The sequence below is a fragment of the Azospirillum baldaniorum genome, from assembly GCF_003119195.2.
GTDB lineage: Bacteria > Pseudomonadota > Alphaproteobacteria > Azospirillales > Azospirillaceae > Azospirillum > Azospirillum baldaniorum.
Window position 1 is genome coordinate 427,501 of sequence record NZ_CP022262.1, and the last position, 19,179, is coordinate 446,679.

11 protein-coding genes, 1 tRNA gene, 2 rRNA genes and 1 pseudogene (1 of these 15 only partly in view) are annotated in these 19,179 nt (G+C 63.0%); 5 read left to right on the top strand and 10 right to left on the bottom strand.

Translation table 11 applies throughout. The features are described 5' to 3' along the window. The 3 genes from Sp245p_RS33405 to Sp245p_RS33415 all read left to right on the top strand — a co-directional run. Nucleotides 1-2,300 (top strand): 23S ribosomal RNA (locus Sp245p_RS33405); it begins 448 nt to the left of the window's first position. A gap of 136 nt (nucleotides 2,301-2,436) precedes the next feature. Beyond that, nucleotides 2,437-2,552 (top strand): 5S ribosomal RNA (rrf, locus tag Sp245p_RS33410). Nucleotides 2,553-2,652: 100 nt separating this feature from the next. Then, nucleotides 2,653-2,729: transfer RNA gene (locus tag Sp245p_RS33415), tRNA-Met, on the top strand. 202 nt (nucleotides 2,730-2,931) lie between these two features. Here the strand turns inward: Sp245p_RS33415 and Sp245p_RS33420 are convergent. The 9 genes from Sp245p_RS33420 to Sp245p_RS33460 all read right to left on the bottom strand — a co-directional run bounded on the left by Sp245p_RS33420 (nucleotide 2,932) and on the right by Sp245p_RS33460 (nucleotide 16,940). Beyond that, nucleotides 2,932-3,114, bottom strand: a complete 183-nt coding sequence (locus Sp245p_RS33420) for a hypothetical protein (RefSeq protein WP_014199725.1) — start codon at nucleotides 3,112-3,114, stop codon at nucleotides 2,932-2,934. 343 nt (nucleotides 3,115-3,457) lie between these two features. Continuing rightward, entirely contained in the window at nucleotides 3,458-6,805 is a 3,348-nt protein-coding gene (locus tag Sp245p_RS33425; protein WP_014199726.1) for a Swt1 family HEPN domain-containing protein, read from the bottom strand. Between the two features lie 5 nt (nucleotides 6,806-6,810). Continuing rightward, the gene (locus Sp245p_RS33430; protein WP_014199727.1) at nucleotides 6,811-7,149 is read right to left on the bottom strand and encodes a HepT-like ribonuclease domain-containing protein; all 339 of its coding nucleotides are present in this window, start codon (nucleotides 7,147-7,149) and stop codon (nucleotides 6,811-6,813) included. Beyond that, nucleotides 7,136-7,441: a nucleotidyltransferase family protein gene (locus tag Sp245p_RS33435; protein WP_014199728.1), complete on the bottom strand. Its 306-nt coding sequence runs from the start codon at nucleotides 7,439-7,441 to the stop codon at nucleotides 7,136-7,138. The genes Sp245p_RS33430 and Sp245p_RS33435 overlap by 14 nt, the downstream gene beginning before the upstream one ends. Before the next feature lie 9 nt (nucleotides 7,442-7,450). Then, complete coding sequence (locus Sp245p_RS33440; protein ID WP_014199729.1) at nucleotides 7,451-10,333, bottom strand: DUF1156 domain-containing protein; 2,883 nt, start codon at nucleotides 10,331-10,333, stop codon at nucleotides 7,451-7,453. A gap of 4 nt (nucleotides 10,334-10,337) precedes the next feature. Continuing rightward, nucleotides 10,338-11,108, bottom strand: a complete 771-nt coding sequence (locus Sp245p_RS33445; RefSeq protein WP_014199730.1) for a retron system putative HNH endonuclease — start codon at nucleotides 11,106-11,108, stop codon at nucleotides 10,338-10,340. Beyond that, nucleotides 11,105-12,484 carry an AAA family ATPase gene (locus tag Sp245p_RS33450; protein ID WP_014199731.1) on the bottom strand — a complete coding sequence of 460 codons (1,380 nt, stop codon included), beginning with the start codon at nucleotides 12,482-12,484 and terminating at the stop codon, nucleotides 11,105-11,107. The genes Sp245p_RS33445 and Sp245p_RS33450 overlap by 4 nt, the downstream gene beginning before the upstream one ends. Beyond that, complete coding sequence (locus Sp245p_RS33455) at nucleotides 12,481-16,062, bottom strand: helicase-related protein (protein ID WP_014199732.1); 3,582 nt, start codon at nucleotides 16,060-16,062, stop codon at nucleotides 12,481-12,483. Before Sp245p_RS33455 ends, Sp245p_RS33450 begins: the two co-directional genes overlap by 4 nt. After that, nucleotides 16,062-16,940: a BrxR family helix-turn-helix transcriptional regulator gene (locus Sp245p_RS33460; protein ID WP_014199733.1), complete on the bottom strand. Its 879-nt coding sequence runs from the start codon at nucleotides 16,938-16,940 to the stop codon at nucleotides 16,062-16,064. Before Sp245p_RS33460 ends, Sp245p_RS33455 begins: the two co-directional genes overlap by 1 nt. Nucleotides 16,941-17,357: 417 nt before the next feature. Here Sp245p_RS33460 and Sp245p_RS33465 point away from each other — a divergent pair, with 417 nt between their 5' ends. Together Sp245p_RS33465 and Sp245p_RS33470 are read left to right on the top strand one after the other, a co-directional pair. Beyond that, nucleotides 17,358-17,918 (top strand): recombinase family protein, encoded by a 561-nt coding sequence (locus Sp245p_RS33465; RefSeq protein WP_014199734.1) that lies wholly within the window; start codon nucleotides 17,358-17,360, stop codon nucleotides 17,916-17,918. A 234-nt stretch (nucleotides 17,919-18,152) separates the two neighbouring features. Further along, nucleotides 18,153-18,619: pseudogene (locus Sp245p_RS33470) on the top strand (DUF6398 domain-containing protein). A 90-nt stretch (nucleotides 18,620-18,709) separates the two neighbouring features. Here Sp245p_RS33470 and Sp245p_RS33475 read toward each other — a convergent pair. Continuing rightward, nucleotides 18,710-19,078, bottom strand: a complete 369-nt coding sequence (locus Sp245p_RS33475; protein ID WP_014199737.1) for a hypothetical protein — start codon at nucleotides 19,076-19,078, stop codon at nucleotides 18,710-18,712. Between the last annotated feature and the right edge of the window lie 101 nt (nucleotides 19,079-19,179).

Genomic DNA, 19,179 nt, shown 5'->3' on the forward strand with positions numbered 1-19,179 from the left:
GAGGGAAAGGTGAAAAGCACCCCGACGAGGGGAGTGAAACAGTTCCTGAAACCGGATGCCTACAAGCAGTCGGAGCGGCCTTGCGCCGTGACGGCGTACCTTTTGTATAATGGGTCAGCGACTTACAGTAAGCAGCGAGCTTAAGGCGATAGCCGGAGGCGCAGCGAAAGCGAGTCTGAACAGGGCGCTTGAGTTGCTTGCTGTAGACCCGAAACCCGGTGATCTAGCCATGGGCAGGTTGAAGGTGCGGTAACACGCACTGGAGGACCGAACTCACGCCTGTTGAAAAAGTCGGAGATGACCTGTGGCTAGGGGTGAAAGGCCAATCAAACCGGGAAATAGCTGGTTCTCCGCGAAAGCTATTTAGGTAGCGCGTCGGGCGATTGCCCACGGGGGTAGAGCACTGGATGGGCTAGGGGGCCTCGCGGCTTACCAAACCTAACCAAACTCCGAATACCGTGGAGCACAGCCCGGCAGACAGACGGTGGGTGCTAAGGTCCATCGTCGAGAGGGAAACAGCCCAGACCGCCAGCTAAGGTCCCCAAATCACGGCTAAGTGGGAAAGGATGTGGGAAGGCCATGACAACCAGGAGGTTGGCTTAGAAGCAGCCATCCTTTAAAGAAAGCGTAATAGCTCACTGGTCTAGTTAAGCCGGCCTGCGCCGAAAATGTATCGGGGCTCAAGCCGTGTACCGAAGCTGCGGATGTGATCTTTAGATCACGTGGTAGCGGAGCGTTCCGTAAGCCTGCGAAGGGTCCCCGCGAGGGTGCCTGGAGGTATCGGAAGTGAGAATGCTGACATGAGTAGCGACAAACAGTGTGAGAAACACTGTCGCCGAAAGTCCAAGGGTTCCTGCGCAAGGTTAATCCACGCAGGGTGAGCCGGCCCCTAAGGCGAGGCCGAAAGGCGTAGTCGATGGGAACCACGTTAATATTCGTGGGCCAGCGGGTGTGTGACGAATGGGAAAGCGTGTCGGGCCTTATCGGATTGGCCCGGCTGGGGACCCGTTCCAGGAAACAGCCCCCGCATCAGACCGTACCCCAAACCGACACAGGTGGACTGGTAGAGCATACCCAGGCGCTTGAGAGAATGGTGTTGAAGGAACTCGGCAAATTGCCCTCGTAACTTCGGAAGAAGAGGGCCCCGTTGTGGCGCAAGCCATGGCGGGGGGCACAGACCAGGGGGTGGCGACTGTTTACTAAAAACACAGGGCTCTGCGAAGCCGTACAAGGCGACGTATAGGGTCTGACGCCTGCCCGGTGCCGGAAGGTTAAGAGGAGGGGTTCACGCTCCGAATTGAAGCCCCGGTAAACGGCGGCCGTAACTATAACGGTCCTAAGGTAGCGAAATTCCTTGTCGGGTAAGTTCCGACCTGCACGAATGGCGTAACGACTTCCCCGCTGTCTCCAACACCAACTCAGCGAAATTGAACTCTCCGTGAAGATGCGGAGTACCCGCGGTCAGACGGAAAGACCCCGTGCACCTTTACTACAGCTTTGCAGTGGTGCTAGGGATCTCATGTGTAGGATAGGTGGGAGGCTAGGAAGCCCGGGCGCCAGCTCGGGTGGAGCCATCCTTGAAATACCACCCTTGAGGTCTCTGGCATCTAACCGCGCTCCGTTCATCCGGAGCCGGGACCCTGCATGGCGGGTAGTTTGACTGGGGCGGTCGCCTCCCAAAGTGTAACGGAGGCGCGCGATGGTGGGCTCAGAGCGGTCGGAAATCGCTCGACGAGTGCAATGGCATAAGCCCGCCTGACTGCAAGACAGACAAGTCGAGCAGAGACGAAAGTCGGCCATAGTGATCCGGTGGTTCCATGTGGACGGGCCATCGCTCAACGGATAAAAGGTACGCCGGGGATAACAGGCTGATGACTCCCAAGAGTCCATATCGACGGAGTCGTTTGGCACCTCGATGTCGGCTCATCACATCCTGGGGCTGGAGCAGGTCCCAAGGGTTCGGCTGTTCGCCGATTAAAGTGGTACGTGAGCTGGGTTTAGAACGTCGTGAGACAGTTCGGTCCCTATCTGCCGTGGGTGTCGGAGTTTTGCGAGGATCTGTCCCTAGTACGAGAGGACCGGGATGGACATACCTCTGGTGCACCGGTTGTCACGCCAGTGGCATGGCCGGGTAGCTAAGTATGGACGGGATAACCGCTGAAAGCATCTAAGCGGGAAACCCACCTCTAAACCAGAACTCCCTTGAGAGCCGTGACAGACCATCACGTCGATAGGAGGCATGTGGACGGGCGGCAACGCCTGAAGCTGAGCCTTACTAATCGCTCGATCGGCTTGATCCTTCCCAGCAGGATGCCCGCGCGCAGCGGCAAGCCCTGGACGCACGAGCCAACACCGCAAGTACAAGATTGCAAAACGTCCTCGATCAAACAAAACCTCTGCCGTCCCTGTCCGGATGGTTCGCGTGTGCCTTGGTGACCTGGTGGTCATGGCGGGGCTCCCAACACCCGATCCCATTCCGAACTCGGCCGTGAAACGCCTCAGCGCCGATGGTACTGCGTCTTAAGACGTGGGAGAGTAGGTCGCCGCCAGGTCACCACGGCACACGCCAAACCAAAACGGACGTGGACGCAGAAGGCTTCCAGCACACTTGACAATCGTCGTCGCACTGCCGGTTCCCAGCAGCCCAACACCCGCGGGGTGGAGCAGCCCGGTAGCTCGTCAGGCTCATAACCTGAAGGTCGCAGGTTCAAATCCTGCCCCCGCAACCAAATCAGCCAGCAATCCCAAGGGGTTGCTGGCTTTTTCGTGTCTGGCGGTTTGGTGCCTGAATTCTGTGTCCGCAAGGTGTCCGTATCGAAGGTGGTGGCCGGTGCAGCCGAGAGAGGGTCGGTGCTCTTTTTCGGCGGGGGAGGGGGGCCGGAACACCGGAACACCCAGAACACCGCGAACACGGCCTGCACGACACTGGCGTCAGGCGAGCGGCTCGCCGGGGTGCAGGGAGACAATGGTCCGCGTGCTGCCGTCCTCGAACAGGTATGTCCAGCGCCGCTCCCCTTCTTTCATCCGCTCGGCAGCGGCCTTGAACACGTTGACGGAGGCGAGGCGCTCGCCGAGGTAGCCGCGGATCGTCATCACCAGCCCGGAGCGCTCCATGGTGTAGCGCTCCGGCTGGACCGGTCTGCAACCCGGTAGCCGGTCCGACGGCTTTGTCGAACGCCTTATCGGCCAGCTTCGGGCTGGTCTCCTTCTCGGCGAAATCCTCCACCTTCGGCGGCATACGGTGCTCCTTGTTTCAGCCGCGAAAGCTATGGTGCTCCTGCCGTCTCCAAGCAAGCGTGTTCGGGAACACTGGAACACTGGAACACCGGCGGCACGGGACGGGGTGAGGTGCTTGACGTGCCGCTCGCTCCCAGTGCCTGCATGCCTCGCTAGTTCGTCGGCGTAGACGATAGCCGCGAATCGGCTATCGTCGTCACATCAATAACCGCGCGGGAGATTACTCCTCCTCGAACCCTTGGCTGGCAAACTTCAGCGTTCGGCAGTTTTCCGTCACTGTCCGCACCAAGTGGTCGGAGGCGCCGTCGGGCAGGCGGGCTTCAATCTCCAGGGTCACCGTCACCTCGCTACCGACGACGCCGACCAAGTGGGCGATGATCTCGTTGGCGATTTCACCGGCATCCCGGCCAGCCCGCATGGCATTGAGCGAGACGGTGCCGTGGAAGCGGCGGAGCGGACGCGGTACGGCGGAGCCGGAGGGGTTCCCGTCCCCACCAGCAGCCCCGGTCGGCGTGCTGCTGGCTGACGGCTCTCCCGGTGTGCCGCCGGTCGTGCCCGCCTGAGGAATGGCTGCGGCTTCCGCCGCTTGCTGGGCCTGGGCCACCTCGGCCTTGACCAACAAGCCGTCCAGGTTGTCAGGGGACAGGGTAAGCTGCTTGCCGCAGCGCAGGCCGCGGTACCTTTTCGCCGTCTCGTCATAGCTGTCGGCGTAGGCGAAGGAATCCTGACTCCACAGCAGCAGGCCGAGACCATCTTGGACAGCAGCGGTCAGCACCGAGGAATCCTTCAGGCGCGGCAGATAGACGTAGCGGGCGAAATCCTCGGCCAGTTGCCGGATGCTGACATGATCGCCGCGCCACAGGGGAATGCGGTCCAGTTCCATGCGCAGCCGGGTTCCCGCCAGCGACGGCACCAGAAGCTCCTCGTTGCGCAGCTTCTTGGATGCCCGCACGGCCAGCGCGTCCTGACCGGACAGGCGCAGCGCCTGCCATTCCACGGCAGCCTGGGGGGAGGTCTGCACCGGCACCAGCAGCCACTGATAGGCTTCCGGCATCCGCGCAGCCACAGTACTGTCCGCCGTTTTCATCTGGGTCTCGGCTTGGCGCACCTGATGGGGGTCCAGGTTCAGTTCCAGCTTCTCGTCCAGGATCGAGGCCCAGGCCACGTAGCGGCGCATCGCCTCGTCCAGATCCTGCAAGCGGGTCTGATCGACGGCTAGGAAGGTGAGGCTGTTCCGGAACAGCCGCGGCGAGTTGCCGCGCGATTCCAGAATGGCCTTGGCCGCCGCCTCGGCCTTGTTGCCCGCGTCCTTGCTGTAGGGGAACTCCGTCGACAGCACCACCAGCCGTGCGTCCACGTCGTCGGGAACGTCGGCGCCGGATTGTGGCAGGGGGTGGACCCGACAGAAGTCGCCTATGGATTTCAAGTCGATCCGCAATCGCCTCTCGATCTCGGCCACCACTTGGTCGGGGTAGCGCTTCAACTGCTCGGCCCGGTCCTCGGCCATCTTGGTGACGGTGGGCTGGGTCGAATACCAGTAGCGGGCGCCGTCCTGGTACAAGTAGGTGGCCGCCGTAGCGAGCCGCCGCAGCGCATCGCCGAACAGCGACGGCGCTTCGCCCGGCATGACGCAGCCCAGCTTGATCCGGCGGTCTTCGATGCCGCGGTTGGCAGCCGTGGAGGTGGGGGCCGACCCCAGATAGAGGGTACGGGCCACCCGGCGGGTGGCGGCGAACTTGCCCAGGTTGGGCACGTCGCCGTCGATGCGCAGCGGCAGCGCGCTGGGGCCGTCCACGTCCTTCTCGATGATCGGCTTCCAGGTGTCGGACAGGTAGCGGGTCAGTTCGTCTCGGACGCGGGGATCGTCGATGGGCAGGTTGCCCGGCATGATCATGGGATTGCGGTCGCCCTTCTCCCACAGGCTATGGATCACCGCCGCCATCAGGCGCAGCACGCCGCGCGTGCGCTGGAACTTGGGCTGGGTGGACCAGTCGGTGTAGAGGCGGTCGAACACCTCGGGGTGGATGGGATAGGCGGCCCGGAGGCGGTTCTCGTAGTCGGAGTCCCGGCACTCCGGCGGGAACTCCTGATGCTGCCCCTGATACAGATCGTGGAACTTCCGCGCCACTGTATCGCGAGACACGAACTGGGACCTCTCAAGCAGCGGCTCGAACAGGCGGCGACGGACGATCTCGAAGCCTTCCTCGGTGCTGGCCGGTGCCCATGATGATTCCACGCGGCCGATGACGTTGCGCAGACGGGCGAGTGCGGCGCGGCCCCGTTCGCCGCCCACTTCCTCGTCGTCGCCAACGGCGTGAGGCGAGATGGCCGTGTCCGAGGCCGGAAGGCTGATCACCAGCAGGCAGTGCTTGGCGAGCTTGGCGGCTTCTGTAAGGGCCTGAGCGAAGGTGAAATGGGTCTCGAAGCTGCCGCCCGGCAAATCGGGATCGTCGTGAAGCTGGCGGGCATAGGCTACCCACTCGTCGATCAGGATCAGGCTGGGGCCGAACTCGTTCATCAACTCGCGCAACACGTCGCCGGGGCTGGTGGCGCGCTCGTCGTCGGCCCGTACCCGCGCGAACGCCCTGGCACCGCCAAGCTGCCAAGCCAGTTCGCCCCACAGCGTCCGCACCACAGTGCCGTCGGGCTTCACGCTAGGATTGCCGGGGGAAATCTTGTTCCCCACCAGCACCACCCGTGCGACCTTCTCCGGCAGCTTGGTGATTTCGGCCTCGGCCAGGATGGCATCTACGCCCAGCAGGTCGCCCGGCGGAGTGCCGGACACCAGATGGTAGAGCGCCAGCATGGAGTGGGTTTTGCCGCCGCCGAAATTGGTCTGCAACTGCACCACCGGGTCGCCGCCCTGCCCGGACAGCCGCAGCGCTGCGCCCTTCAGCAAGGTCTTCAGGCTTTCGGTCAGATAGGTGCGGCGGAAGAACTCCGCCGGGTTCCTGTATTCGTCCGAGCCTTCGCCCAGATGCACCTGCCACAGGTCGGCGGCGAATTCCGCCTGCTGGTAGCGCCCGCTGGCGACATCCTTGTGCGGAGCCACCACCTCGCGCCACGGGGTCAGGCTGCCGGTGACCTGGCTTTCAATGGCGGTGCCCGCGCCCTTGCGCCGCTCGGATCGGGCCTGCTCCTCGAAGATCAGGCGGCGCAGTTCCATCTTCATCCTGCCCACTTCGTCCGCCTGGGAGGCGGAAACAGCGGTCAGCAGGCGGGCGATGGAGTCGAGCGCGCGGTCGGTGTCGTCGCCGGAGAAGGGCTCCTGGTGCGCCCATTTGTTGCGATGGCCGCGGATCTCACCCACCAGTCCCCGCTCGGCGGGGCCGAGGGTGTTGCGGAACACCTCGTTCCAGGCTTCCCACATCAGCTTCAGCAGCAGCGCGGCATCCCACTGGGTGATCGGCCTGTTGCGGGCGAGCGGATCATCGGCGAAGGCGCGCACCGCCGGAACCTGGATGTTGCGCTTCAGCGCAGCCTCGATCTCGCGTTCGACGAACGGCCCCAATCCGGCCTTGAGGAGGTCGAGTGCCTTGGCAAGGCGGTCCTGGTTGGTCATCGCCATGATGGTCAGTCCGTGGGCAGAAGGGAGCGCAGCAGCGGAAGAAGGTCGGGGATTTCCTCGGTCACCGTCTTCCACAGGATGTCGTGGTCGATGTCGAAATAGGCGTGGATCAGCCGGTTGCGCATGGCGACGATAGCGGACCAGGGCACCGTCGGTGCTCCGGCCCGCGTGTCGGGTGAAATTCTGGATGCCGCCTCGCCGACGATTTCGACGGCGCGCACCAGGGCGAAGCGCAGCATCTCGTCGCCGTCCAGGTCAGCGCGCTGGCGACCGGTGATGAAGCGCAGGGCGCTTTCCCCCGCCTCGATCATGTGGCGGATGCGAAAGAGGTCATCGGGCTTCATATTGAACCTCGGCCATCCGCACCACCTCGTCGCGGAAGTAGCGGCTCAAGTCCTGGGCGGTGCGCAGATCGACCTTGCGCCCGCCCACCAGCGGCGACAGTTCGATCTCGATCCGCGCCATCGTCAGCAGGCCGGGCTTGGCCTCCGGCTCGAATTCCACCAGCAGGTCCACATCGCTGTCGTGTCGATTGCTGCCCTTGAGCATCGAGCCGAACAGGGCCAGTCGCCGGATGCGGTGGCGGCGGCAGACCGAAGCCAGGGCGGCATCGTCGGGGAAGAGGCGGGTGGGCATGGCTCCTCCTTACAGCAGCGCGCCCTGGGCGGGCGTCTCGGGTTGCACCTCACGCGACAGGCGCAGGATTTCCGGCCAGCTTTGCACTAGGCCGTTGTAGGACATGGCTTCCGCCGCCCGCTTCTTGCGTTCACACAGGGTATAGAGACGGTAGGCGAGTTCGCGGGCGACCTCGGCCTTTGAGCCGAGGACAGCCACGAGTCGGGCCGCCGCCGCCTCGCCGTCGGCTTCCAGCACACGGATCAAGTGGTGGACCATCTCCCAGACCGTCAGGCGTGTGTCCTCGGCCGGGTCCCAGTCGTAGGGCAGATCGGCCGGACGGAACAGCCGCACCTTGCTGCCCTTAGACAACAGGATTTTCGTTTCTTCAAGACCACGGACACTGGTGTTCTTGGCTTTGGACAGGGTTTCCGCGTCGCCATAAGCGCCGTCGTTGAAGCCCACGTGCTCGAACCAAGTCAGCGCCCAGCGGGTGTCGGAGTCGAAATCGCCCTCCTGCTCGGCTAGGGCCTCGTCCAGCACCTCGTTGATTAGGGCCAGGGCGTCGCGCACCGACACCGGCTTGCCCTCGGCGTCCAGCACCTTGGAATAGCGGGTATAGACCGCCATCCCTGGGCCGATAGCCGATTGCGCCAAGTCCACCGGCGCAATGTTGCCACGCTGGAGATGCGCGAGGGCAGCGGGAAGTTCGGCCTTCAGTACGTTGCGGAACTCGCGCTTGGTGGCGGTGGGAGCGCTTTCGGGCCGCTGACGGCAGACCAGGATGATAGAGGACGCTAAGGCGTTGGTGCCGCGTCCAATGTTTCGAGTTGCCAATTCGGACCGCATGGGCCAAGTGCCGCTGACGGCGAATCCGGCGCGGATGACAGCATCCAGGAAGGTTTCCCAGCCTGTACTCGCAGTTCCGGCGTCGCTGGCGGTTTCCGACTGCTTGAAGGCGTAATAGATGGTGACCGGAAAGGCGGGATGGGCTTGTTCAGCCAAACGGTGCATAGCTGCCGTCATCCCGGTCAGGAAGAAGGTCTCAGCCGCCTCCTTGCCGCCATGGCGATAGGGGGTCGCCACAAGTTCCTCGGCCTTGGGCACTGCCAGGGTGGAGAACAGGTCGGGGAAGACCGGACGCAGGGTGCGGCGCAGCCAGACATAGAAGAAGTCGGACAAGTCGGCGTAACCGATGTTGTCGTAGTAGGGTGGGTCTGTGGATATAACGCGGGCATTGCTAGTCGTTTGGGTTTGCGCGTCGCTCTGCGTTGCCTTTCCGCCAGCGCAATCTATAAATTTGTCTAGCACTTCGCACAATGAGTGCGTTGTGCCGTAAAAATCTCCGCCTGCACCTGAAAAGGGATTGGTTTCAACATAATCCCAAGTCATCGGCAGTGCCTGTCTGCCAAACGTTCCGCGCATACGGTCCATTCGGCTTTCCCAGACGCACAAAGATGAGTTGCGATCAGTGGCCTTACTTACGGAGAATCCGCAGTATACAGCTACAGCGTCAGCATAGGCGGTGGCTCCTGCGCCGCCATCGGCGAGGGGCTTGCTGTCGTCGAGGCGTCCGGCGGTCATGGCGTCAGACTTAATCCGCTCCCGCGCCTCCTGTACCAAATCCGAAAACGTCGTCAGCGCCACCAGTTGGCGCGGGGTGAACAGGTCGCCGTAGGTGGTCAGGCCGTACTGAACGGTCCAGAAGTTGCGGGGATCATTCGGCAAACTGGTTTCCGGCTTCCAATCGGGTACCGCTTTGGTCGCCAAGTTCTCCATTTCAACGGTGGGCGACAGATAGATGCGGCCCCGGTCTCCTTCGGCGACAATCGCCATCAGCCGCGCCCCCATCCGACCGGCTTGGCCTTCCCCCTTGATGTAGTCGGGCGTAATCGGCGAACCCGACATCACACATTGGAAATTGGCCCCCCGCCCCAGCTTGGTGCCGTTCTTCGCCGCCTCGGCGTCCCTCGGCTTGCCGACCTTGACGGCGAAGCGATAGCCGCCGCTCTCGATTACCGGCTCGACGAAGGCATCCTTGCCCGTTTTGGTGGACAGTATGAAGGTGGAAGCCAGCGGCACATCCACGTCACGGAAGGCGGGGTTCGGGCTTTTCACCGTGCGCGCCCACAGCCAAGCGATGACGGTCAACCGGCGGCCCACCATCCGCGCCAAGTCGGGCCGCTCGGCGGCCACCTCCGCCGTAATCTCGATCTTGGGATACAGGTGGCCGATGCGCTTTTCCGCCTCGTCCCGCATCCATTGGCCGTAATGGCGCACGTCCTCAGCCAGCCCTTGCGCCCCCTTGCCGTTCCATGTGCCGCCGCGCGCCAACTCCTCGCGGGATCGCGGGTTGACCGGCGGCAGCCCAGCGAATTTGGGTGGGATTTCGATCATTGCCTTATTGATCAGCACCGCCACCGGGTTGAGGTCGGTGGCGTACGACTCCAGCCCCAGCCGCTGCGCCTCCAGCGGCAGTGCGCCGCCGCCCGCGAAGGGGTCGTGGAAGCCGGGCAGCACATGGCGGTCGAACAATTCCCTTGCGCGCGGATGGTCGGCGTTCTCGGCGCAGGTCCGCCGCCAGCTTTGCCAGATTTCCGCGCGGGCCTGTTCCAGCACCGCCTCGTTGGTCGTGTTCTCCCATTTCACCAACGCCTTGATAATCTCGAACAGCCGGTCACGTTCCTTCTGCTGCGCATTGGTCGTGGGGAACAGGTCCGGCCACGACGACGGGTCATCCACTATCTGCGCGAAGATCACCGCCCGCGCCGCCGCCAAGGGCCGCCGTGCCCACCACAGATGCAGTGTGCTGGGATGCCCATGCCGAATCGACTTCTCCCGCGCGCTCTCCTGGTTGATGGCCTCCAGAGGCAGGGCGACTTCGATGAGCTTCTTGCGGGTTCTGACCGGCATGATACTAACCTTGATACGGAAGGGAGTTCAGATGCGTTTCGGCGACCATACCAAACTGCCAACGGAGAAGGGTGAAGAAGCGCGGCCAGCGATGCCCTGCGTCTATGGTCAAATGACGAGCCGCAAACTGCCGCTGTTTTTCAACCTTCTGTTCCGTTGAGAACGAGGATTCCCGCAGCTTCTTGAGCGTCGACTCAATCGGGCGATAGACGGACAGCCGTGCCTCTGCCAACCGCTGGCAATTCAGATTGAAGACGTCGATAGTCCTCTGAACCTTCTCGATTGGTATTCCCGCCTGTTCGCACCCGTTTTCGTCGGGCACAATTCTGATTTCATTTGGGCTTTGCTCAAATCGGAAGATGCGCGGAAATAGGGGCACCTCTTCCGGAGAGAGAACATGCCCATCGACGATGTCGTCTTTCTTGTTCTCGTCGCAACTCCTATTGTCGGGCAGCGGGGGGCGGTAACAGGCCGGATCGTTGTGATGTGTCTGCGTTCCGCCCTTGCAAGCCAACCAGAGGTTCTCCCACGTCAGGGCCCAGTTAACGGTTCCGGCATGGTCGCTTTTGGGATGGAAGTGGGCGATTTGCTCATTGTCGTCGGTCAGTGACAGTTCGCAATAGGCGCACAGACCACCTTGATCGCGCCGCGTCGCGTCGCGAACGTCACCATAGCAGGCATGATCGCGAAGCTCGTCCCACTTTGCCTGCGGATTGGCCGCACGGAACTCGGTCAGCTTGGGTGGCTCCGGGGTTGATTTCCGGCAATGCTTCACAGTCCCAGCTCCTTTTCCCAAAGCCGGTTCTTGATCGTGGTTTCGGCTTCGATGAGAGCCGGATCATCCGGTCCGATCAGAGACATCAGTTCCTGGCATTTTTCGCCCGCAGCTTCCAACTCTCCTCGATTGATCAAGGCAAAAAGTTCGTAGATCGCCTCTGCGTTCGGGTTGTCCGGCGGGCGTCCATCCGCTCCCATGACTTGGCGCATGACCTGCTGGCTCTCGGCGCCGTAGGTGCTGCCGTGAGGCATGTGGAGCTGCTGGTCTTTGATGATAGTGATGTTCCGGCGACGCACCGTGGTCAATACCTGTGGGCTGTGAGTCGTCACAATAATCTGCGTGTTGGGGAAGACATCCTGTAGGCTTGGAATGATCCGCTGCTGCCATTTGGGATGCAGATGCAGATCAATTTCGTCGATCAGCAGAATGCCAGGTGCCTCTAGCGGATTGTCCCAGTTCGGATGAGCCAGGGCGAGCCGTCGTGAGAAATCCAGGACAACCCCCAGAAGGTTCCGATATCCGTCGCTGAGCTGTGTCAAAGCCATGGACCGTGGGGCACCACTGCCATTTTCAAATTCCACCATTAGACTCGGGGGGTTTTCACCAAAGAATACCCGTTTCACATTTTCCAAAGTCTTGGAGATCGCTTGACGAATGGCCTTTAGATCAGGGTACTGGAAATCCTGTACCTCTTGAGTCCTCAGCTTTTCACGTAGTTCCTGGTTTTCACGCAAGTAGAACCACTGGCACATGGACTGATAGCTCGCGCCAGCGTCCATAGCGTCCTTGAACGCCAGTTGCCGCTCCAGCCTGAGTTTGAAGATGTCACCAAGGGGGGGCATTTCAGATATCCGGCGGGTTGCCCTGTAATACGCAACAACAGGGAAGGCAATCAGCGCCTTTGCCTCTTTTCGTGCCGCATCCCAAAGCGCTTTAAAGTAGCTGTTGAGATCGTCCGAACCACCCGATGAATAATTGAAATCATTTGGTGGCGCATACCGGATGTAATCCTGCCACACGAGAGCAGGATGGCCCTCCAACCGCTCGGCCGTCATGAAGCCGGTAACCGGGTAAAAGTCGGTCGCCCAGGCTCGGAAAAGAACATGATCCTTCCGCCCCGACATCTGATCCGACGCTCCAGGCGCGATGTGGATGTCCGACGGGCGAAGGGCCGTCTGCTGAGCCTGCCGCTGCCGTTTGCCGCCGCCGCCATTCGCCGCCACGACGTCATAGAGCGCGATCGCGATAGCATCCAGGATGGTGGTCTTGCCTGCCGCGTTCACGCCGACCAGGACATTCACGTCGGGCTGAAGCGATACCGTCAGGCTCTCGAAACAGCGAAAGTTGGTGATCTCGATCCTGGATAGTTTCATGACGGCTTACCCGCTTTCGCAATCAATTCGGCAAAGCTGTAGTTCACGCTGGTGACGCCGAAATCCGGCTCACGGCTGAACGGCTGGCGGATGTAGTGGACACGGTGGCCGGGACCGTCGAACTCGACCACCGCCAGGATGAAGTCGTCGGGCTTGTTCAGCGAGGTGAGGATTTCGTTACGGGTCACCGTAATGGTATTGGCCCCGGTGACGCGGCCCTTGACCTCGATGAATCGCAGGCGTCCGGTTCCGGGCACCCGGCTTTCGATGTCGTAACCCAGCTTCTCGAATTCGCGGTCGGTCGGCTCGAAGCCCAAACCGCGCTCGATCTCCATGATGATGTCGCGTGCTCGCGCGGCGGCGGCCATGGTGTCTACCGGCTGCGATGGCTGGTGCATGGTCTTGCCGGTGATGGCGTTCAACAGCCCAATCGGTACCACCAGCAGGCCGCCCAACACCACGGGGGGCAGGGGCGACATCTGGCGTTCCTGCTTTATCTCGTCCAGGCGCTTTTCCAGCCGGGCCTGAAGCGCGTCGGCGCGCTTCCTGGCCTCACCGGAATTGAGGTTGGCGTTGGTCTTGCCCGCCTGTTCCTGCAGCTTCAGTTGCTCGGCGCGGTGATCCCAGTACGTGATCTCCTTGGTCAGGCGGTCCTTCACCGCCGCCTCGGTCTTGGTCAGCAGGGCCAGCTTGCGGTCCTTCACCTCTGCCAGATGCTCGGGCACCACGGTGCCGACGGCGTGGCCGATGGCCTGGGCCTCTAGGCCGGGTCCGATCCAGGCGCATTCGGGGCGGGCCAGGATGGCGTCCGCATTCGGCTCCCCGTCCTTCAGCGGACGGAAGTCCAGGTAGGGAGCATGGCGCAGGGGACGGGTGGTCCCGGCCTCGTCGATCTCCACGTACAGCATGCGTTTGGAGACAACGCGCCGCTCGCCGCCCCTCGTCACTGCGCCGTCCTGGATGGCGTGTTCCAGGGTGAACAAGAGGCGGGGCCGGGTGCCAAAGTCGCGTTCGTCGACCAGGATGGTTCCCCGCCGCAACAGGTCGCGGTGACGTTCCAGGGTGAGGTCGATGACTGAATCCAGCAGAGGGTGGCCGGGGCAGACGAAGGCAGCCAGGGGCTGCCCCATGGGGGCCACCAGTTCCTTTTCGAAGGCGATACGCTCGTAGCGCGGCAACACCGGTTCGCCGATGCCGATCAGCCGGTCGCGGTTGCGGATGGGGGCCGGGACGTGGGTGATCTCGTAGCGGCGCGGCTCGCGCTGCTTGGTGGCGCCGCCCAGACGACGGAACGCCTCCATGAAGAAGGACTCGATGTAGTGGGGTTGCAGGCGTCGGGCCTCGGCCCGCTCCATCTCCTCGCGGATGCGGTTGACCCGGCTTACGTCCATGCTGTCCTGGACCAGTGCCCCATCCTCCAGCAAGCCGCACAGGTGCTCGCGGTTGACGGCGTCGTCGATGACCTGATCCAGGCGAGCGCGCACCTCGGGCTGTTCGCCATAGCGGATGGCGTCGATAAGCAGTTCCCGAAGGGGCCTGCCGTCGAACTGGAGTTTGCCCAACACGTCGAACACTTGGCCGCCCAGGGCGCGGCGGGCCTGCTCCAGCTTCTCCAGCAGCTTGCTGTAGACATCGCCCTCGCGCGTTTCCTCGGCGACCAAGTTCCACAGGTGGCAGACCTCGGTCTGGCCGATGCGGTGAATGCGCCCGAAGCGTTGTTCCAGCCGGTTGGGGTTCCAGGGCAGGTCATAGTTGACCATGAGGTGGGCGCGCTGGAGATTGATGCCCTCACCCGCCGCGTCAGTGGCGAGCAGCACCTTCACCTCGGGATCGTGCTTGAAGGCTTCCTCGGCCTTCTTGCGCTCCTCGCGGCCCAGGCCGCCGTGGATCGCCACCACAGCCTCCTTCCGGCCCAGCAGGGTGGTGATGCGGCCTTCGAGGTAGTTCAGCGTGTCACGGTGCTCGGTGAATAGCACCAACTTCTGGCGTGGAGACGGGGAAGGCTTGGGAATGGCCGGGACGCCCGCGTCATAGGGTTCGGCGTCCTCTGCGAAGCCGTTGGCGATGAGCGCGGGGGTGAAGATCTCGGACAACAGGCTCGCCAGTTCGCGCCACTTCTTGTCCTCGCCGCTGCGGCGGATGGACAGCGCCAGAGCCTCCAGCCGCTTCAGGGTGTCGATCTCGATCTTGAGTTCGCCGATGCTGCGGGCGGCGGTGGCCTGATCGAGGATTTCTTCCTCGGCGGCCTGCACCTCGTTGTCGGGGGCGTCGTCCAGATCCTCCACGTCGTCGGCGTCGAGCATCCGCCCGGTGGACAGCATGGCCCCGATTTCGGCCCCGCGCTGAAGGATTTCCATCTCGCGCAGGCGGCTTTCCAACCGCTCGCGGCGGCGGCGAAGCGACTGGTAGATGGCTTCCGGCGAGGAGGCGAGGCGACGTTGCAGGATGGTCAGCGCGAAGCCGACGGTGCCCGCCCGCTTGTCGTTTTGCAGCGCATCGGCGCGGTTGAACTCCTCCCGGACGTAATCGCTGACCTCTCGATACAGCCGGGCTTCGGAGTCGGACAGCTTGTAGGGCACGGTGTAGGCGATGCGTTCGGGGAACAACGGCTTGCCGTCGAATTTCAGCAGCCTTTCCTTGACCATCCGGCGCATCAAGTCGGACACGTCGGCGGTGTGGGTGCCGTCTCGGAAGCGGCCCTCGAAGCGGTCGCCGTCCAGGAGCGCCATGAATAGCTGGAAGTCCTCCTCCTTGCCGTTGTGCGGGGTGGCCGTCATCAGCAGGAAGTGCCGGGTCAGCGAGGACAGCATCTGCCCCAGGCGGTAGCGCTTGGTGTACTTAACCTCGCCCCCGAAGAACGTGGCGGACAGCTTGTGGGCCTCGTCGCATACCACAAGGTCCCAGCGACAGTCGGGCGCTTGCAGCTTCTGCTGCACGTCCTCGTCGCGCGAGAGCTTGTCCAAGCGGGCAATGACGAGGTTGTTCTCCAGGAACCAGTTGCCGGTGCGGGCCGCCTCCAGCTTGTCGTTGGTCAGAATCTCGAATGGAAGCTGAAAGCGCCGATAAAGCTCGTCCTGCCATTGCTCGGCCAGGCTGCCGGGGCAGACCACCAGACAACGCTGGAGGTCACCGCGCACGATCAGTTCCTTCATCAGCAGCCCGGCCATGATGGTCTTGCCCGCGCCGGGGTCGTCGGCCAACAGGAAGCGCAGAGGCTGGCGCGGCAACATGGATTCATAGACGGCGGTGATCTGGTGCGGCAGCGGCTCCACCACCGAGGTGTGGACGGCCAGCACCGGGTCGAACAGATGGGCCAAGCGAATGCGTTGTGCCTCGGAGACCAGCCGGAAGAGGCCGCCATCGCCGTCGAACGACCATGGCCTGCCTGCCGTCGCCACCTCGATCCGCTCCTCGTCGTGGCGGTAGAGCAATTCGTTGGCGACCTTACCTTCCGGCGTCTTGTAGGTCAGTTCCACGGCGGCGGAGCCGTGCCACTGGACATTGACCACCGTCACCAGCCCGTTGGGCAGGATGCCACGCACCGAGGCGTTGGGGGTCAGGTCTTCCAGGCGGGCCATCAGACGCTTTCCTCCCGCTTGTGGGTGAGGCTGTCCACCTCGTCCCGGTTGATCAGCACGATATGCTGGTCCTGTGGGCGTCGGGCGTCGGGGGCGGTATCCAGCCCCAGCCGCTTCAGAGCGTAGTACAGCAGCGCCCGGCGTACCCGCACTTTGGACTTGCCCTCGGTCATACCGTAATCGAGCGCGATGGTCCTTTGCTGCGACGGTGACAAGCCAGGATGGGGGGCGATCTCCAGGACCACGTCCTCAATCCAGTCCAGGTCGGCGTTGCCATCGGCGGTCGCTGGTCGGATGGCCCTGGTCTCCAGGATGCGGGACAGGACAAAATCCTTGAAGGTGTCATCGCCTTCGGAATGAGCGCGGGCATGCCAGCGGAAGCCGTCGAAGCCGATGGCGTGGGGGGCGATCCAACGCCACCGCGGCTCAGGCTGGCTCATCGACTGGTACAGGATTTCCAGGGCCTCCCCGCGCCGGATGGCGGCGATCACAGCGCGCAGCACCTTGGGATTGACGGAGCGCACCAAGGCGGGCGTCGCCCCCAAGCCGGGAAGCTGGCCGATCCAGGTTTCCCCCTGATCGAGGATGCCATCCGACACGGAACGAAGCTGGGCGAGGTAACGGTCGGCATCGGGAGAGAGGAAACGGGGCGAGAAGTCAGGCCCACGCACGTAGGCTTTGGCACTCTTGTCGTAGGCCATGTTGGCTGGAGCGATGTCCAGGTAGCGGTTGAGGTCGGTGGACGCCTGCGGTATCGACACGCCGAAGGCGTTTACGATGTCACTGCGGTTGACGTGGCCTTCCCAGAACAGCCGGAATTCGATGAATTCCAACCGCCGCTTAATGCCCCACCTCAGGTTCGTCCGCCCTTCGTCCATTACTCCTCACGACCGGAACAGCAACTGATTCGGTAAAGTTTCTATACCGTCACCGGGGTGGCGTCAATCAGCGTTCGGACAATCCGAGGTATATCCCCATACTCGTCTTTTATGGTTGGGGAAGCATTCCAGGAGGCGCCTTGGGTCTCTTTGAAGCCTTTGTCAATCTCGCTCGCCAGCGGAGTGTGGGTCGCGTCGAACAGGGAGCATGCAGGCCAGGGCCGCAGTGACCGAGGTGCTAACGGCGCAGGCCGACCTAGGGTCTGGGAACGCTGGTGAAGAACCTACTTGGCGGCCTTGTGGAATCGACGGATTCCGCAAGGCCGCCGGGCCGACGATGGCGTGCGGGTCCGTGCCTTGCAAAACCCTGTCGCACAATTGCTGAGGGGCGTGAGCCTTTCTGCAAGGAGAAGCGACATGAAGCTGGGTTACTGCCGGGTCAGCACCGACGATCAGCACCTTGATGCCCAGCGCGCCGCGCTGACGGCCGCCGGGGTCGAACGCATCTATGAGGAGAAGGAGTCTGGTGGCCGTTGGGACCGGCCCGTCCTGCACGAACTCCTTCGCTCGCTCCGCCCTGGCGATGAGGTCCTGGTAGTCCGCCTCGACCGGCTATCCCGCTCCGTCCGGGACACGCTGACAATCCTGGAACGCATTGGCGAGACGGGCGCCGGTTTCCGGTCGCTCACCGAAGGCATCGAGACGGTGAGCCCGGCGGGCAGGATGCTGACCACCATGCTGGCCGCGTTTGCCGAGTACGAGCGCGCCATCCTGCGCCAGAGGACCCGCGACGGGCTGGCTGCCGCCAAACGTCGGGGAAGTTGCCTGGGGCGGCGTCCGAAGCTGTCGGCGGTCCAGCGGCAGGCCGTCGTCCAGAATGTGACCGCCGGTACCTGGACACGGGCGGAGGCGGCCCGCATCATGGACGTAGACCCGGCGACGATCACGCGCGTAATGGTGAGCGCCGTGGCAGCCTGACCGCTCTTCCTGCCGGTGTTCCTGGTGTTCCGAGTGTTCCGGTGTTCTCTCATCAGCACACCGGCACACCGGGAACAGAGGGAACACCCTTGTTGAGCGCTACCGAAGATTAGGGTGCCGCCACCATGCTGATGGACATGTGTCTTGGTGCGCATAGGATTGCTCGAAAGCGGCCACCGGCATGAGGACAGAACGATGACGAAGGCGAGCCGGTCAATGGCGGTGCCGAAGGCGATGCAGGCGCGGTTCGAAGGAATCGTCGGCATCACGGATGGTTTCTGTGACCGTCACCTCGATACCGAGTACAAGGAACTTGCTCGTCGGATGACGGCGGCCCTATGCCGGAAGCGTCCGGCAAGCCGGTGACGTGGGCCAGCGGCATCATCTGGGCGCTCGGTCGGGTGAACTTCTTGTTGGACCCGTCCACACCGCCGTCGATGACCCTGGCCGAAGTGGCGAGCGCGTTCGGCGTCGGCGAGAGCACCGTCAGCGTCAAGGCCCGGACGATCATGGACCTGTTCGACCTACACCAGTTCCACCCCGACTGGACGCTGCCGCGGCTCGCCGAGTCGAACCCGTACATCTGGATGGCCGAGGTGAACGGGCTGCTGGTCGATTTGCGCGACATGCCGCGTGAGGTGCAGGTCATCGCCTACGAAAAGGGGATGATTCCCTACATTCCGGCTGACCGGCAGGCGTAGCGGTGCCGCGGCCTTTGGACGGCGCCCACCATTCTGTGGGTGTTCCAGTGTTCTCAGCCTCCGGAACACGGCACACGCAGAACACCGCCTTCAGCCCTCCATCTGCGGCGCCGCGCCCGCATCGATTAGCATCCTGCCCCACGCTCTCCATGTCGGCAGCAATTCGGTGATGGCGGCGGCGCAGAGCTCCGCCGACCCTTCGATGCGCCGTCCGAGCCCTCGTTCCTGATGCCGACGGCGCTGGTACTGGTGACGGCGAATCCGGGCCACCTCATCGACCCAGGCGTCGGCCCCAGCGACCGCGACTGAACGGAAATTGTCCGTGAGCTCGTCGTCCCCCTTGATGGTGTCGATGGTCTTCCGACGACACCAGCCGGGTTCCTTGGTGTGGTTGGATAGCAGCAGATCCCAGACCGCCCAGGCAAGCCGCCGGTCGCGCTGTCCGAACTCAAGATGCACGTGAGTGCCGAGTGTTCCTAATTGAACGGGAACACCATAGCATCCCTCCACTTTGCGTAATCTAACGCGATGCGATGCAAATCGATACAGGTTGCCCAAAA